Below are 16,165 nucleotides of genomic sequence, written 5' to 3'. Positions count from 1 at the left end.
GTCAGGCCTCCTGCGCGGCGGTCGCGGTGCCCAGGTAGACCTCCTGGACCTGGGGGTTGTTCTGCACCTCTTCGACGGTGCCGTCGGCGATGACCCGGCCCCGGGCCAGGACGGTGACGGAGGTGGCGAAGGCGCGCATGAAGTCCATGTCGTGTTCGACGACGACGACGGTGCGCTGCGCCCCGATCCGGCGCAGCAGCTGGCCGGTCTCATCGCGTTCGTCGTGGCTCATCCCGGCGACCGGCTCGTCGAGCAGCAGCACGTCGGAGTTCTGCACGAGCAGCATGCCGATCTCGAGCCACTGCTTCTGCCCGTGCGCGAGGATGCCGGCGGGCACGTCGCGCAGGTCGGTCAGGCCGATCGTCTCGAGGGCTTCCTCGATCTGCGGCAGCACCGTCGTGCGGCGGCGCAGCAGCGACCACGGGGAGCGGCCGGAGCCGGCGGCGATGTCGAGGTTCTGCAGCACGGTGAGTTGTTCGAACACCGACGCGGTCTGGAAGGTGCGGCCCACACCGAGGCGGGCGATCTTGTGCACCTTCTTGCCGAGCAGTTCGATGCCGGACTTGGTGACCGACCCGGTGGCCGGCACCAGGCCGGTGACGGCGTCGACGAGGGTGGTCTTGCCGGCGCCGTTGGGGCCGATGAGGAAGCGCAGGTCGCCCTGCAGCAGGGTCAGGTCCACCCCGTCGACGGCGGTGAAGCCGTCGAAGCTGACCCGCAGGTCGCGGATCTCGAGGTACTCACTGGACATGCCGGCGTTGCCGCCGTAGTGGGGTTCGGTCATCTCACCGGCTCCATCGTCGTGGTCGGTTCGGGAATCGGCTGCGCCGGGCCGGTGCGGGTGCGTCGCCGGCGCAACGTCGCCAGGCCGGCCAGGCCGGCGGGGAAGAACCCGATGACGACGATGAACAGCAGGCCCTGGGCGTAGGTCCACGCGGAGGGGAAGTTCTCCGACAGGGCGGTCTGGGCCCACGCGACGCCGATGGCGCCGAGGACCGGGCCGAGCAGGGTCGTGCGTCCGCCGATGGCGACGCCGATGAGGAATGCGATGGAGGGGACGATGCCGACATCGGCGGGGGAGATGATGCCGACGATGGGCACGAACAGCGCCCCGGCGATGCCGGCGAAGAAGGCCGCCGCGGCGTAGGCGACGACCTTGACGTTGGCGGGGTCGTAGCCGAGGAAGCGGACCCGCTCCTCCTGGTCGCGCACGGCCACGAGCAGCTCCCCGTAGCGGGAGAACATCAGCTGCCGGGTGAGCGCGACGACGGATAGCAGGACGCCCGCGGCGACGAAGAACAGCATCCGCTTGTTGGCCGGGTCGGCGAGGGACAGGCCGAAGAAGCTGCGGAAGCGGTTGAGCCCGTTCGATCCTCCGATCGACTGCTGGCCGATCAGCAGGATCGCGAAGGCGGCGGTCAGGGCCTGGGACAGGATCGCGAAGTAGGCGCCCTTGACGCGGCGTTTGAACACGCCGAGCCCGAGCAGCACCGCCACCAGGGCGGGCAGCACCAGGATCGCGACGATCGTCACCAGCGGAGAGGCGAACGGCGCCCAGTAGCCGGGCAATTCGCGGATGCCGGCGATCTGCATGAAGTCCGGGACGGTGTCGCCGCGCAGCCCGGCGTCGGCGATCTTCAGGTGCATCGCCATGAGGTAGGCGCCGAGGCCGAAGAAGACGCCCTGGCCGAGGGTGAGCATGCCGCCGCGGCCCCACGCGAGACCGATGCCGACGGCGACGATCGCGAAGCACAGGAACTTCGCGAGCAGGTTCAGGCGGAAGTCCGACAGCACGGCGGGGGCGAGGGCGAACAGAACGAGTGCGGCGAGGGCGAACCCGGCCCACGTGCGGGCCGGTCCGGGTCGGGTGAGCGCCGGCAGACGTGTCGGGGCAGGCATCAGACCAGGCTCCTTGTCTTGACCGCGAACAGGCCCTGCGGCCGGACCTGCAGGAAGATCACGATGAGCACGAAGACGATCACCTTCGCGATCGATGCGGTGGTGGAGTATTCGATGAACGAGTTGAGCAGGCCGAGCGCGACGGCCGCGATGACGGCGCCCTCGATCCGTCCGAGGCCGCCGATGACGACCACCAGGAACGCGTCGATCAGGTAGGACTGGCCGATGGTGGGACTCGTGGAGCCGATCAGGGTCAGCGCCACTCCGGCCAGGCCGGCCAGGCCGGAGCCGAGGAAGAAGGTGGTGATGTCGGTGCGCCGCGACGAGATGCCCACGGTCTCGGCGAGATCGCGGTTCTGCACGACGGCCCGGATGCGCCGGCCCATCGGGGTGAACTTCATCGCCGCGATCAGGATCACCACACACACCACGGCCAGCGCGAGGATGAACAGCCGGGTCCTGGGCACCACCGCCCCGAGGATCTCCACGCCACCGGAGAGCCACTGCGGCGCAACCACGTTGACGGCGGGTGCGCCGAAGATGTCGCGGGCGGCCTGTTGCAGCAGCAGGCCCACGCCGAAGGTCACCAGCAGGGTGTCGAGCGGGCGGTGGTACATGCGGCGGATGAGGGTGACCTCGAGCAGCACCCCCATCACGCCGCCGACCAGGAAACCGACGAGCAGCGACACCAGCAGGGACACCCCGGCGGCCGAGACCACCTGCTGCACCACGTACGCGGTGTAGGAGCCGGCCATGATGAACTCGCCGTGGGCCATGTTGATCACGCCCATCTGCCCGAACGTCAGCGACAGGCCCAGCGCCGCCAGCAGCAGGATCGAACCGATGCTCAGGCCCGTGAACAACTGTCCTACAACGACATCCATGTCGCCTCCCTTCTCGTCGGCTTCCCGGTCACGGTGGTCAGCTGCCGGACAGGCCGGCGGCCCAGTCGTAGCTCTCGAGGTACGGGTCCGGCTCGATCGCCCCGTTCGACTCCCACACCGTGTAGATCAGTCCGTCGCCCCGGATCTCGCCGATGCGAGCCGTCTTGGTGATGTGGTGGTTGTCCCCGTCGATCGTGACGGTGCCCTCCGGTGCGTCGAACGAGACGCCGTCGGCCGCGGCCTGCACGTCGGCGACGGCGAACGAGTCCGCCTTCTCGACGGTGTTCTTCCACAGGTACACCGACGCGTACGCGGCCTCCATCGGGTCGGAGGTGGGTTTGTTCGCACCGTACTTCGCCTTGTACGCGTCGACGAACGCCGTGTTCTCGGGGCCGTCCACGGTCTGGTAGTAGTTCCAGGCGGTGAGCTGGCCGGTGATGTTCTGCGCGCCGATTCCGACCACTTCCTCCTCGGCGATCGACACCGAGATCACCGGCATGTCGGCGGCGGTGAGGCCGACGTTGGAGTACTCGCGGAAGAAGGCGACGTTCGAGTCGCCGTTGAGGGTGTTGAACACCGCGTCCGCGTCGGCGGTGCGGACCTTGTTGACGATCGTGGAGAAGTCGGTGGACCCGAGCGGGGTGTAGTCCTCACCCTTGATCTCGATGCCGTTGGCCTCGGCGTACGCGCGGATGATGCGGTTCGCGGTCTGCGGGAAGACGTAGTCGCTGCCGACGAGGTAGAGGGACTTGACGCCCTTCTCCTTCAGGTAGTCCAGCGCCGGCACGATCTGCTGGTTGGTGGTCGCGCCGGTGTAGAAGATGTTCGGCGACGACTCGAGGCCCTCGTACTGCACGGGGTAGTACAGCAGCGCGTTGTTGTCCTCGAACACCGGCAGCATCGCCTTGCGGCTCGACGACGTCCACCCACCGAACACCGCGGCCACACAGTCGGAGCTGATCAGCTTCTCGGCCTTCTCGGCGAACACCGTCGGCTCCGACGCGCCGTCCTCGGCCACGATCCGGATCTGCTTGCCGAGAACGCCGCCGTTCGCATTGATCTCCTCGACGGCCAGTGCGATCGAGTCACGCACCGTGACCTCGGAGATTGCCATGGTGCCGGACAGCGAGTTCAGCGAACCGACCTTGATCGTGTCGCCGGAGGTGTCGACGCACGAGGCGGACCCGGCAGCGTCGGTACTGTCGGTGGCCTTGCTGCCGCAGGCGCTGAGCACGAGGCCGACGGCGGCCAGCGCGGCCGGCGCGGCGACGGCGCGCTTGGCGAACTTGGACGTGGCAACTGGCATGGAGGTGCCCTTCTTCGAAGGTGGGAGCCGGACGGGGCCCGGTGTATCCGGGCTGCGTATACAGCGCTGTATCCGTGGACCGAAGAGTAGGCGGCCGGTGTTGCATGGGAATGTCCTGCGGTGACGAGTTCGTGACCCGTGTTACGGCTCGATTTCCGAACGCGCACACGCCGAGGTCCGGATGTATCCGCGCCTCCGCAGGACAGCGGCGCGCTCCTTTCATCGCGCGGCTGTCCTGCCGCCGTGCGGGTTTCCGGACGACCTACCGCCAGCGACGACGAGCTGCGGCGTCGATTCGCGCACGAACGTCGTCGAAGTGGAAGAGTTCCGACCACGTCCAGCGCACCACTTCGTATCCCTGTGCCCGGATCGCGTCTTCACGAAGCTTCTCGCGACGCACCGTCTCGGCGCTTGCGCCGGGGTCCGCAGACCGGCACTTGCCCATGCCGTCGAACTCGCCGACGACGCCGAACTCCTCCCGGAAGAAGTCGGTGCGCGCGACGAATGCGCCACCGGCTGTCCATATCTCGAATTGCAGGACCGGGCCGGGCAGACCTGCCGCCCGAATGCGGAGGCGGCTGATCGACTCGCCCGGGCTCTCGCCTCGTCCGTCCAGGAATGCGCACATTCGTCGAGCCGCCGCAATTCCGGTTCGCGTGTCGGCTGCTGTCAAGGCGGCCGGGAGTGCGGCGTGGGCCGCAGGCCGCAGCCTCAGTGCAGAGTCGCTCAGCACCACTGCACGGTCGGCATCCAGGCGGCGTGCCGTGTCGACGATCGTCCGCGCCGCCGAGGTCACCCGTATCCCGTCCACGATCTCCACATCGCTTGGTGCGAAAGATGTTGCGTGCCCGTGTAGTTGGGAGGTGCGACGGCCGCCGGAGGGTCGATTCCGACTGACGTGGACCAGCGTGAGGTCCGGACGCCACAGAGCGAACCCGTGCACGACGGCGGCGGAGGTGTGGCTCATCACGGCCGCGGGGCCGAGCTTGGCGGCGGCCGCGCGTACGCGCACCAGGCGCCGGCCGGCGTCGTCGAGGTCGGCTGCGATCTCCCTGGGCAGGTGGACGCCTGCGTCGAGACGCTCGAGGGCGCCGGTGCGCAGTGCTCGGCGGATCTCGTCCTCGGTGAGCCCGGAGCGGACAGCGTCGCGCCGCATGATCGGGTGTGGTCGGTCATGGCGAACACGGTGCCCCGACGGAGGGGCCCTTCGACGTGAACTCCGCGCTCCGGACCGGATCTGGGGAGCGATCGTCCGGTTGTGGAGAAAATCGATGACGCACTGCCGCGCCGTCTCACGACCATCCTGGCAATCAGCGGGGTCGGGCGCGCGGCTGTCCGGCCGTCGCGCGGGTGTCACTTGATGAGGTAGGGGGACACCGAGCTCTGGTGCTCGTTGATGACGAGCTCCTTCCCGAGGGGCGGGAACGCGCGCTGGGGGCAGTTCAGCCGCTCGCACACACGGCAGCCGGAGCCGATGGGGGTACCGGGGTTGCTGTCGTCGAGGTCGAGGCCGTCGGCGTAGACGAGGCGGTGCGCGTGGCGCAGCTCGCAGCCGAGGCCGATCGCGAACGTCTTCGACGGCTGGCCGTAGCGGGCGGCGCGGCGCTCGACCGTGCGGGCGACCCACAGGTAGCGACGCCCGTCGGGCATCTGCGCGAGCTGGGTCATGATCTTGCCCGGGTACGCGAAGGTCTCGTACACGTTCCACAGGGGACAGGTACCGCCGCTGGTGGAGAAGTGGAAGCCGGTGGCGGACTGGCGCTTGGACATGTTGCCCGCCCGGTCGACGCGCACGAACGAGAACGGCACGCCGCGCAGCTTCGGCCGCTGCAGGGTCGACATCCGGTGGGCGATGGTCTCGTAGCTGACGGCGTAGAAGGCGGAGAGCCGCTCGACGTCGTATCGGAAGTCCTCGGCCATCTCGTGGAACTGCGCGTAGGGCAGCATGATCGCCGCGGCGAAGTAGTTGGCGAGGCCGTGGCGGGCCAGGGCGAGGGAGGCCTCGCTGGTGAACGCGCCCTCGGCGACCAGCTTCTCGATCAGCTCCCCGCACTCGAGGTAGGCGAGCTCGGTGGCGAGCTTGAAGACCTGCTGGCCGCCCGACAGCCGCGCGGAGATCTCGAGGACGCGCGTGGCGGGGTCGAACCGGTGCAGGACGTTCTCGCCGAGGTCGACGCGACGGACGAGCTGTACGTCGTGCACCGTCTCCATGCGCTTGATGATGCCGCCGGAGATGTCGCCGCGGTGGAAGCGGATCCGGGTGGCGAGTTCCTCGGCGGCGGTGTCGAGGTCGTGCAGGTAGTTCTGCCGCTGGTAGAAGTAGTCGCGGACCTCTTCGTGCGGCATGGTGATGGTGCCGCTGCCGCTGCCGTCGCTGTAGCGGTCCTCGGTGGCGGCGGCGAGCTGGGCGGTGGTGTTGCGGAACCGCCGGTGCATGTTGACCATGGCCCGCGCCAGCCCGGGGTGCGCCGACACCATCGCGGCGATCTCCTGGGCGTCGGCGTCGATGCCCATCTCCTGATCGAGGGCCACCTCCCGCATCTCGGCGATGAGCCGGGTGTCGTCCTGGGACGAGAAGAACGTGGTGTCGACACCGAAGACCTCGCTGATGCGCAGCAGGACCGGTACGGTGAGCGGCCGCACATCGTGCTCGATCTGGTTGAGGTAGCTGGCCGAGATCTCCAGGGTCTTGGCCAGCGCCGCTTGGCTGAGTCCCCGCTCGGTGCGCAGCTGGCGCAGGCGGGCGCCGACGAACGTCTTTGGCATCAGCCCAGCGTACGAGCGTCTACACAGCTTCGCAACGACAGGTTCGCAACGTTAGCGCTCTACTCGAGTCCCAGCCAGGACCCCGGCGCGAAGGCCTCGTAGTGGACGGCGTCGGGCGAGACTCCCGCTCCGAGCAACGTCTGCCGGATCGACCGCATGAACGGGACGGGGCCGCACACGTACACCTGCGGATCCTTCGGCAGCTCGACGCCGTCGAGCGGGGTGTGGCCGTCCTCGCGGAGCTCTTCGAACTCGGAGTAGCGGGTCAGCATGCGGGCCCGCGGCAGACGGTCGACCAGGGCCTGCGTCTCGGCGCGCCGCGCATGGTCGTAGCTGGACCGGTCGACGTGCACGACCAGGACCTCGCGCTCGGAGCGGTGCGCCGCCAGGTGCTGCAGCGCCGCGAGCGTCGGGGTGACGCCGATGCCGGCGGAGATCAGCACCAGGGGAGCGTCGGCGTCCTCGACGACGAGGCTGCCGAACGGATGCGAGACGACGAGTTCGGTGCCGATGCCGACGCCGCCGACGAGGAGCTGGGAGACGATCCCGCCCGGGACCCGCTTGACGGTGACGGCCCACTCCCCCGGGACGTGGCTGCGCACGAGGGTGTACTGGCGGATCTGCCGGGTGCCGTCTCCCAGGGTGGTCGCGACGGAGATGTACTGTCCGGGAAGGAAATCCGGAAGCGGGCTGCCGTCGAGGGAGCGCAGGGTCAGGGTCGCGACCTCCGCGCCGTCGAACTGGACGTCGGTGACCACGACGACGCGCCAGATCTGGCCGGGCCGGACACCGGCCTTGTCGTAGAGTGCCGACTCCTGCTCGATGAGCGAGTTGGCCATCAGCGTGTAGACCTCGCGCCAGGCCGCGGCGACGTCGGGGGTGACCGCGTCGCCGAGCACCTCGCCGATCGCGGCGAACAGCTGGTGCCGGACCACGTCGTAGTGGGGGGCCTGGACGCCGAGCGAGGCGTGCTTGGCGGCGATCCGGGCCATGATCGCGTCGATGTCGGCGGCGTCCTCGGTGACGAGCAGCGTCGCGAAGGCGGCGACCGAGCTCGCGAGCGCCTTCTGCTGCTCCCGGTTCTCCTGGTTGGTGCGGTTGAACAGGTCGGTCCGCAGCGACGGCGCGGCCGCGAAGAGCTTTTCGTAGAACAGTTCGGAGATCTGGCCGATGTGGGCGCCGACGACCGGGAGGGTGGCCTCGATCACCGGCTTCGACGTGGCGGAAAGGATGGCGCCCTCCTCGACTCGTGTGCGAGTGGGGAGTGGGCACGCCCGAGCGGCGTGACCGGCCCCGACTGGTCAACGCGCACATGGTAGTCGAGCGATCCTGGCCGACCCCCGATTCGACCGGGGCGACTTCCCGATTTGCCGGACCTCCGGGTGTGAAACTCGTCACAATCTTCGTGGTGATCCGCGGCTCCGTCGCTGGTGGGCCGCGGGTGCGGGGCAGTGGCGTCGGCTGCCGGGCGGCGCGCCCGCCGCGGGACAATGCCGAGGTGATTGCTACCGGCGGGTAGCTATCGGGGTCCGGGTCGGGTTCGTTGGACGCGCCAAAGGTTTACAACCTTTGCAAAGCCTGGGGAAAAACTAGCGAAGATTGGCACTAGCAACAGGTAGACGGCACTTTCCGGGTGTGTCATTGTCGAGTGGTACATCCGAAAGGTTCGCGAAGGATGTGAAGTAGTACGCACGTACTGCAGAGCGTCCGGCGCGGATCCGATCTAGAGAGTGGAGCTTAGATGTCGACCACCGGCACCCCGAGGACCGCTGAGGAAATCCAGAAGGATTGGGACACCAACCCGCGCTGGAAGGGGATCACCCGCAACTACACGGCCGAGCAGGTCGTCAAGCTGCAGGGCACCGTCGTCGAGGAAGCCACCCTCGCCCGCCGCGGCTCGGAGATTCTGTGGGACCTCGTGAACAACGAGGACTACATCAACTCGCTGGGCGCCCTCACCGGCAACCAGGCCGTGCAGCAGGTCCGCGCCGGCCTCAAGGCCATCTACCTGTCCGGCTGGCAGGTCGCCGGTGACGCGAACCTGTCCGGCCACACCTACCCGGACCAGTCGCTGTACCCGGCGAACTCGGTGCCGCAGGTCGTCCGCCGCATCAACAACGCGCTGCTGCGCGCCGACGAGATCGCCAAGATCGAGGGCGACACCTCGGTCGACAACTGGCTCGCCCCGATCGTCGCCGACGGTGAGGCCGGCTTCGGTGGCGCGCTCAACGTCTACGAGCTGCAGAAGGCCATGATCGCGGCCGGTGTCGCCGGCTCGCACTGGGAGGACCAGCTCGCGTCGGAGAAGAAGTGCGGTCACCTCGGTGGCAAGGTGCTCATCCCGACCCAGCAGCACATCCGCACCCTGACCTCGGCTCGCCTCGCGGCCGACGTCGCCGACGTCCCGACGGTCGTCATCGCCCGCACCGACGCCGAGGCGGCGACGCTGCTGACCTCCGACGTCGACGAGCGTGACCGTGAGTTCCTCGACGGCACCCGTACCGCCGAGGGCTTCTACGGCGTCAAGAACGGCATCGAGCCCTGCATCGCGCGTGCCAAGGCCTACGCGCCGTACTCCGATCTGATCTGGATGGAGACCGGCGTGCCGGACCTCGAGGTCGCCAAGAAGTTCGCCGAGGCCGTCCGCAGCGAGTTCCCGGACCAGCTGCTCGCCTACAACTGCTCGCCGTCCTTCAACTGGAAGGCGCACCTGGACGACGCGACCATCGCGAAGTTCCAGAAGGAGCTCGGCGCGATGGGCTTCAAGTTCCAGTTCATCACCCTCGCCGGCTTCCACTCGCTCAACTACGGCATGTTCGACCTGGCCCACGGCTACGCCCGCCAGGGGATGACCGCATTCGTCGACCTGCAGGAGCGCGAGTTCAAGGCTGCCGCGGAGCGTGGCTTCACCGCCGTCAAGCACCAGCGTGAGGTCGGCGCCGGCTACTTCGACGCCATCGCCACCACCGTCGACCCGAACACCTCCACGGCAGCCCTCAAGGGCTCCACCGAGGAGGGCCAGTTCCACTAGGAACCGGCAACCGGATGTAGGTGCGCGGCGGGATCTCGGACGACCAGGTCCCGCCGCCGCCGTATCCACCCCCTGTCAGAACCCCTTTCACGACCCCCCCACATGACGAGTAGGAGCTGACGTGACCAGCGAAAAGATTCAGCGCGTCGGCGTGATCGGCGCCGGGATCATGGGCGCAGGTATCGCCGAGGTGTGCGCACGCGCTCATGTCGACGTACTTGTGTACGAGCAGACCCGCGAACTCGCGGCTGCCGGGCGTGCCCGCATCCTCCGGTCCCTCGACCGCGGTGTCAGCAGCGGCAAGATCACCGAACGGGAGCGTGAGCAGGCCGCCTGGCGGCTGCGCTTCACCTCCGACCTCGGCGACTTCGCCGATCGCCAGCTCGTCGTGGAGGCGGTCGTCGAGGACGAGAAGGTCAAGGCCGAGATCTTCGCGGAACTCGACAAGATCGTCACGGATCCGAACGCGGTGCTGGCGTCCAACACCTCGTCGATCCCGATCATGAAGCTGGGCATCGCCACCACCCGGCCCGAGCGGGTCATCGGCATGCACTTCTTCAATCCGGTTCCGGTGCTGCCGCTGGTCGAGCTGGTCACCACGCTCAAGACCGGCCCCGCGGTCTCCCAGCGCGCGGAGGCCTTCGCCTCCGAGGTGCTCGGCAAGCAGGTCGTCCGGTCCTCCGACCGGGCCGGCTTCATCGCCAACGCGCTTCTCGTGCCCTACCTGCTGTCGGCTATCCGGATGGTCGAGTCCGGCTTTGCCACCAAGGAGGACATCGACAAGGCGATGGTCCTCGGGTGTGCCCACCCGATGGGTCCGCTCGCGCTCACCGATCTGGTGGGCCTGGACACGGTCAAGTCGATCGCCGACTCGATGTACGGGGAGTTCAAGGAGCCGCTGTACTCGGCTCCGCCGCTCCTGCTGCGTATGGTCGAGGCCGGCCTCGTCGGCAAGAAGTCGGGCGCCGGCTTCTACGAATATGCCGACAACGGTCGTGCCGCCAAGAAAGTCAGCTAGGTAGGTAGCACCACACCGCACCTCGGCGCCCGTGTGCCGACAGCACAGCCGTCGCGCTGACTGTCGGGACACGGGCGCGAGGTGCATCGAGGGAAAGGTCGACCCCGAATGGCCAGCACTGCAGACGGATACGGCTCGAGCATCCTCGGGTATCCGCGCATCGGACCCCGTCGTGAACTCAAGCGTGCCCTCGAGGCCTACTGGCACGGCACCGGGACCCGCGACGAGCTCGTCGCGGTGGCCCGCGAGATCCAGGAGTCCACCTGGAGCGAGCTCGCCGCCACCGGGCTCACCCAGGTGCCCGGTAACACGTTCTCCTACTACGATCACGTGCTCGACAACGCGCTGCTGTTCGGTGCGATCCCCGAGCGGTTCCGCCCGCTCGTCGGCGAGCTCGACCCGCTCGACTTCTACTTCACGCTGTGCCGGGGCCGCGAGGACTTCCCGCCGCTCGAGCTGGTCCGCTGGTTCGGCAGCAACTACCACTACCGGCAGCCCGAGCTCGACGAGAACACCACCTTCGCGCTGAACTCGGCGGCGGTGCTCGACGAGTTCGAGCGCGCCAAGGCCCGCGGTATCGACCTGCGCCCGGTCGTACTCGGTCCGGTGTCGCTGCTGCTGCTGTCCAAGGTCTCGCAGACGTCGGAGCAGGACGGGTTCTCCACCCTCGAGCTGCTCGACCGGCTGCTGCCCGAGTACGAGAAGCTGTTCGCGGAGCTCGCGCGCGCCGGCGCCTGGTGCGTGCAGCTCGACGAGCCCTCCTTCACCGAGGACCGCACCCCGGAGGAGCTCGCGGCCTTCGCGCGCGCCTACGACACGCTCTCCCACGCGCCGCTGCGTCCGCGCCTCCTCGTCACCGGCCCCTACGGTCACCTCGGCGAGGCGTTGCCCATCCTGGCCGCCACCAAGGTCGAGGCCATCGGTCTCGACCTGGTCAACGGCCGGATGAGCGCGGAGGAGCTGGCCGCGGTGCCGGGCCTCAAGCGCAAGCGCATCTACGCGGGGGTCGTCGACGGCCGCAACGTGTGGAAGGCCGACCGGCACCGCACGCTCGAGTACCTGAGCAGCCTCGCGGCCGTGACGCCCGACCTGGTGGTCTCCACGTCGTGCTCGCTGCTGCACGTGCCCTACGACGTGCTCGCCGAGTACGACATCCCCGGCGACGTGGCGGACCGGCTGGCCTTCGCCAAGCAGAAGGTGGGCGAGGTGGTCTCGCTCGCCAAGGCGCTGACCACCGGCGCGGAGGAGCGGTGGCGCAAGCCGCCGACGTCGGTGCACTTCAAGCAGAAGCACGCGATCCGCGCCCGCGTCAACGCCCTGCGGCCCGAGCACCGGCGCCGCGTCCCGTACGAGGAGCGGCGCGCCGCGCAGCAGGAGCGGCTGAAGCTGCCGCCGGTGCCGGCGACCACGCTGGGGTCGTTCCCGCAGACGGACGAGATCCGCAAGGCCCGCTACGAGCTGGGCGAGGGCCGCATGTCGTGGGACGACTACGTCAAGCGCATCCAGGAGGAGATCGAGTCCACCGTCCGGCTGCAGGAGGACATCGGCCTCGACGTGCTCGTCCACGGTGAGCACGAGCGCAACGACATGATCCAGTACTTCGCCGAGCTGCTCGAGGGCTTCGCCACGACGCACTTCGGCTGGGTGCAGGCGTACGGGTCGCGGTGCACGCGCCCGCCGATCCTCTACGGCGACATCGTGCGGCCGAAGCCGATGACGGTGGAGTGGATCGCGTTCGCGCAGTCGCTGACCGACAAGCCGGTCAAGGGCATGCTCACGGGCCCGGTCACGATGCTGGCGCGGTCGTATGTGCGTCAGGACCAGCCCCTGCACGAGACGGCCGACCAGTTGGCGCTCGCCATCCGCGACGAGATCGCCGACCTCGAGCGGGCGGGCATCGCCATCATCCAGGTCGACGAGCCCGCCATCCGGGAACTGCTGCCGTTGCGGCAGGACGGCCGGGCCGAGTACCTGGACTGGGCGGTCGACGCGTTCCGGCTCGCGACCGGGGGCGCCAAGCCCGAGACGCAGATCCACACGCACCTGACCTACTCCGGTCAGGCGTCGGTGGTCGACGCGATCGAACGGCTCGACGCGGACGTCACGGCGATCGTCGCGACCCGCTCGATCCGCTGGGTGCTCGAGGCCATCAAGGACAAGGCCCTCACGCACGGTGTCGGCCCCGGCGTCTACGAGAGCCGATCGGCGCGCATCCCCGACATCGACGAACTCGACGAACTGCTCAGCACCGCAGCGGAATCCGTCGAACTCGACCGCTTGTGGGCGAATCCGGACGGCGGGCTCAAGACCCGGCACTACTGGCAGCTCGAGCCGTCGCTGCGCAACCTCGTCGCCGCCGCACGTCGTCTGCGGCGACGCGCGGCCGGGCAGTAGACCGGCAGGCCGCGCCCGTCGACGCGCACCCGCGGACAGCCCCCGCGGGTGCGCGTCGTGTCGCCGGCCGGTAGGCATGTCTGCATGACTACCGTTGCCGCGTACGCCGCCACCGCGGCGGACATTCCCCTCGTCAAGACCACCATCGAGCGGCGTGAGCTCGGTCCGCTCGACGTGCTCATCGAGATCAGGTACGCCGGGATCTGCCATTCCGACATCCACACCGCCCGCAACGAGTGGGGCGGCACCCGCTACCCCGTCGTTCCCGGGCACGAGATCGTCGGGGTGGTGAGCGCCGTCGGCGCCGAGGTGACCAGGCATGCCGTCGGCGATCGCGTCGGCGTCGGCTGCTTCGTCGACTCGTGCCTCGCGTGTGAGGCCTGCACCAGCGGCGACGAGCAGTACTGCACCAGCCGGGTCACCGGCACCTACAACGCCGTCGGCCGCGACGGCGAGGTGACCCAGGGCGGCTACTCCACCCACATCGTCGTCACCGAGCACTTCGTCCTGAAGATCCCCGACGGTCTTGCGCTCGACGCCGCGGCGCCGCTGCTCTGCGCGGGCATCACCCTGTTCTCCCCGCTCCGGCACTGGGGCGCCGGACCGGGCAGGAAGGTCGCCGTGATCGGGATGGGCGGGCTCGGCCACGTCGGCGTGAAGATCGCCGCGGCGATGGGTGCCGAGGTGACCGTGCTGGGGCACTCGCCGGCCAAGCGGGAGGACGGGCTGCGCTTCGGTGCCGTCGACTACCGCGTAACGACCGATCCGCAGACCTTCAAGGATCTGCGGGGCACGTTCGACCTGATCGTCAACACCGTTTCGGTGAACCTCGACCTGGATGCCTACCTGTCGCTGCTCGCCCGCAACGGCACCCTCGTCGAGCTGGGCCTGCCCGAACACCCTCTCACGGTCCGGGCGTTCTCGCTCGCGCAGAACCGGCGCAGCCTCGCCGGTTCCATGGTCGGCGGCATCCCGCAGACGCAGGAGATGCTCGACTTCTGCGCCGAGCACGGCATCGGCGCGGAGATCGAGGTCGTCTCGGCCGACCGGATCAACGAGGCGTACGACCGCGTCGTCGCGAGCGACGTGCGCTATCGGTTCGTGATCGACGCCGCCACCATCTGAGCCGGGCGGGCAGGTGTGAGACCGCGGCGGCCGGGTACTCCCGCCACGTATCTCGAGACGTGGAGGAAATGTGAAGAAGGCGTTGTACCGGCCCGTGAGCCTCGTGGTGAGTTCCCTGGCGGGCGTTGCCGCCGGCATGGTGTTCCGGAAGGTGTGGGCGCTCGGCGCCGGCCAGGACGATCCGCCGGAGGCCATGGACAGCCGCTTCGGGTGGCGGGAGGTGCTGGTCTCCGCCGCCGTGCAGGGAGCGATCTTCGGTGCGGTGAGCGCGGCGGCGAACCGCGCGAGCGCGGTGGGCTTCCGCCGCGTCACCGGCACCTGGCCCGGGAAGGAATGACGACGCCCGGGGCCTGCGGGTCCTAGAAACCCTCGCCCAGTTGTTCGCGCAGCTGGGCGAGGGTTTTCGTCAGCAGCCGGGACACGTGCATCTGGGACACGCCGACACGTTCGGCGATCTGGGTCTGGGTCATGTTCCCGAAGAACCGCAGCAGCACGACCGTGCGCTCACGTTCCGGCAGCGCAGCCAGCAACGGGCGCAGTGCCTCGTGGTTCTCCACGTGCGCGAGCGCGGCGTCGTAGTCGCCGAGAGTGTCCGCCAGGGTGACGCCGTCGTCCCCGGCCGGGGCCGGACGGTCGACAGAGACCGCCTGGTACGCGTTGCCGGCGACGAGGCCCTCCGCCACCTCCTCCGGATCGAGGCCCAGCTCGGCGGCGAGTTCGGCAGCCGTGGGGGCGCGGCCCAGGCGCTGTGACAGTTCCCCGGTCGCCTTGCTCAGCGCCAGATGCATCTCCTTCATCCGGCGCGGCACCCGCACCGCCCAACCGGCGTCGCGGAAGTGCCGGCGCACCTCGCCCATGATGGTCGGAACCGCGAAGGACACGAAGTCCGAGCCCCGCTCGGGGTCGAAACGGTCCACGGCGTTGACCAGGCCGAGGCGGGCGACCTGCAGGAGGTCGTCGAATGCCTCGCCGCGGCCGTCGAACCGGCGGGCGATGTGTTCCGCGAGGGGCAGGCATCGTTCGACCAGGCTGTCCCGCAAGACTCCGCGCGCGGGATCGTCCTCGTCGAACGTCACCATTTCCTCGAAGAGGGGGATGACGTCGGCGTATTCGTCGGCGGCTCGGCCGCTGCGCCGTTGGGCGCCGGTCCCCGTCACAGAACAGCGCTGCTGTCGGTCAGGGACACGTCGATCGTGGTGACGGAGCCCTCGTCGGATTCGTCCACGTTCACCTCGACCGAGTCGGCGAGTGCGTTGAGCACATGCCAGCCGAAGGTCCGCGAGTCCGCCGTCAGTCCGCCGTCCACCGTCGGAGCGGACGCGCTGATCCGCAGTGCCGGCGGCATGGCCTGGAACCGGCACGACAACGTTGCGCCCTGCGGGGCCCGGGTGATCAGCCGGGTGCCCGCCTCGTCGATCGCGAGCTTGACGTCGGCCACCGCGTCGAGGTCGAAGCCCTGCTGCAGAGCGATGGCGGCAGCGACCGCGCGCAGGACGGGGAGCTGGCCTGGTTCCGCCCGTACCCGCAACTCCACTACGGGGTGGGTGCGTTCGAGGGCCGAGTCGATCGATGCCGTGTTCGCCATGTGTGTCGTTTCTCCGTTGCGGCAGGTGGGGGCCCGGGCGAGCGGGTGTTCCTGGCGAGACTACCCGCGGCGCGGGGTTCTCAATCATGCGGAAACGCGCGCCGCCGGGGCGGCGCCGCGTCAGGTCGATCCGCCCTTTGCGGTGCCGCAGGGGCTG

General features: G+C 69.1%; 14 protein-coding genes. 5 read left to right on the top strand and 9 right to left on the bottom strand.

Translation table 11 applies throughout. The features are described from left to right. Position 1 precedes the first annotated feature (1 nt). From urtD to KZJ41_RS20980, 7 genes are all read right to left on the bottom strand, one after another. Complete coding sequence (gene urtD / locus KZJ41_RS21010; protein ID WP_251549520.1) at positions 2 to 784, bottom strand: urea ABC transporter ATP-binding protein UrtD; 783 nt, start codon at positions 782 to 784, stop codon at positions 2 to 4. Continuing rightward, on the bottom strand, positions 781 to 1,899 hold the full coding sequence (urtC, locus tag KZJ41_RS21005; RefSeq protein ID WP_051446196.1) for an urea ABC transporter permease subunit UrtC: 1,119 nt from the start codon (positions 1,897 to 1,899) through the stop codon (positions 781 to 783). The genes urtD and urtC overlap by 4 nt, the downstream gene beginning before the upstream one ends. Continuing rightward, positions 1,899 to 2,783 carry an urea ABC transporter permease subunit UrtB gene (gene urtB, locus KZJ41_RS21000; RefSeq protein ID WP_006932965.1) on the bottom strand — a complete coding sequence of 295 codons (885 nt, stop codon included), beginning with the start codon at positions 2,781 to 2,783 and terminating at the stop codon, positions 1,899 to 1,901. Before urtB ends, urtC begins: the two co-directional genes overlap by 1 nt. A gap of 37 nt (positions 2,784 to 2,820) precedes the next feature. After that, positions 2,821 to 4,089 (bottom strand): urea ABC transporter substrate-binding protein, encoded by a 1,269-nt coding sequence (urtA, locus tag KZJ41_RS20995; RefSeq protein ID WP_006932975.1) that lies wholly within the window; start codon positions 4,087 to 4,089, stop codon positions 2,821 to 2,823. Positions 4,090 to 4,351: 262 nt separating this feature from the next. Further along, the gene (locus KZJ41_RS20990) at positions 4,352 to 5,245 is read right to left on the bottom strand and encodes a hypothetical protein (RefSeq protein WP_251549518.1); all 894 of its coding nucleotides are present in this window, start codon (positions 5,243 to 5,245) and stop codon (positions 4,352 to 4,354) included. A gap of 197 nt (positions 5,246 to 5,442) precedes the next feature. After that, a complete protein-coding gene (gene ramB / locus KZJ41_RS20985; protein ID WP_006932979.1) occupies positions 5,443 to 6,855 on the bottom strand; it encodes an acetate metabolism transcriptional regulator RamB in 1,413 nt (470 codons plus the stop codon). A gap of 59 nt (positions 6,856 to 6,914) precedes the next feature. Continuing rightward, positions 6,915 to 8,063, bottom strand: coding sequence for a globin domain-containing protein (locus tag KZJ41_RS20980; RefSeq protein ID WP_029545254.1), 1,149 nt, complete (start codon positions 8,061 to 8,063; stop codon positions 6,915 to 6,917). A 533-nt stretch (positions 8,064 to 8,596) separates the two neighbouring features. Here KZJ41_RS20980 and aceA point away from each other — a divergent pair. The 5 genes from aceA (at position 8,597) to KZJ41_RS20955 (ending at position 14,760) form a co-directional block, all read left to right on the top strand. Next, positions 8,597 to 9,886: an isocitrate lyase gene (gene aceA, locus KZJ41_RS20975; RefSeq protein ID WP_006932982.1), complete on the top strand. Its 1,290-nt coding sequence runs from the start codon at positions 8,597 to 8,599 to the stop codon at positions 9,884 to 9,886. Between the two features lie 121 nt (positions 9,887 to 10,007). Beyond that, positions 10,008 to 10,904: a 3-hydroxybutyryl-CoA dehydrogenase gene (locus tag KZJ41_RS20970; RefSeq protein ID WP_006932984.1), complete on the top strand. Its 897-nt coding sequence runs from the start codon at positions 10,008 to 10,010 to the stop codon at positions 10,902 to 10,904. A gap of 108 nt (positions 10,905 to 11,012) precedes the next feature. Further along, positions 11,013 to 13,298 (top strand): 5-methyltetrahydropteroyltriglutamate--homocysteine S-methyltransferase, encoded by a 2,286-nt coding sequence (gene metE, locus KZJ41_RS20965; RefSeq protein ID WP_006932986.1) that lies wholly within the window; start codon positions 11,013 to 11,015, stop codon positions 13,296 to 13,298. Between the two features lie 84 nt (positions 13,299 to 13,382). Next, positions 13,383 to 14,423 carry an NAD(P)-dependent alcohol dehydrogenase gene (locus KZJ41_RS20960; protein WP_251549517.1) on the top strand — a complete coding sequence of 347 codons (1,041 nt, stop codon included), beginning with the start codon at positions 13,383 to 13,385 and terminating at the stop codon, positions 14,421 to 14,423. 70 nt (positions 14,424 to 14,493) lie between these two features. Continuing rightward, positions 14,494 to 14,760: a DUF4235 domain-containing protein gene (locus KZJ41_RS20955; RefSeq protein WP_006946450.1), complete on the top strand. Its 267-nt coding sequence runs from the start codon at positions 14,494 to 14,496 to the stop codon at positions 14,758 to 14,760. 22 nt (positions 14,761 to 14,782) lie between these two features. On the opposite strand, the gene KZJ41_RS20950 is transcribed toward KZJ41_RS20955, so the two are convergent. Both KZJ41_RS20950 and KZJ41_RS20945 read right to left on the bottom strand, forming a co-directional pair. Continuing rightward, positions 14,783 to 15,580 carry a SigB/SigF/SigG family RNA polymerase sigma factor gene (locus tag KZJ41_RS20950; protein WP_043803315.1) on the bottom strand — a complete coding sequence of 266 codons (798 nt, stop codon included), beginning with the start codon at positions 15,578 to 15,580 and terminating at the stop codon, positions 14,783 to 14,785. Continuing rightward, complete coding sequence (locus KZJ41_RS20945; RefSeq protein ID WP_029545248.1) at positions 15,577 to 16,008, bottom strand: ATP-binding protein; 432 nt, start codon at positions 16,006 to 16,008, stop codon at positions 15,577 to 15,579. The genes KZJ41_RS20950 and KZJ41_RS20945 overlap by 4 nt, the downstream gene beginning before the upstream one ends. Between the last annotated feature and the right edge of the window lie 157 nt (positions 16,009 to 16,165).

It is taken from the genome of Rhodococcus sp. 11-3, assembly GCF_023704055.1.
GTDB classification, from domain to species: domain Bacteria; phylum Actinomycetota; class Actinomycetes; order Mycobacteriales; family Mycobacteriaceae; genus Rhodococcus; species Rhodococcus aetherivorans.
This window is presented reverse-complemented; position numbering and strand designations above follow the sequence as displayed.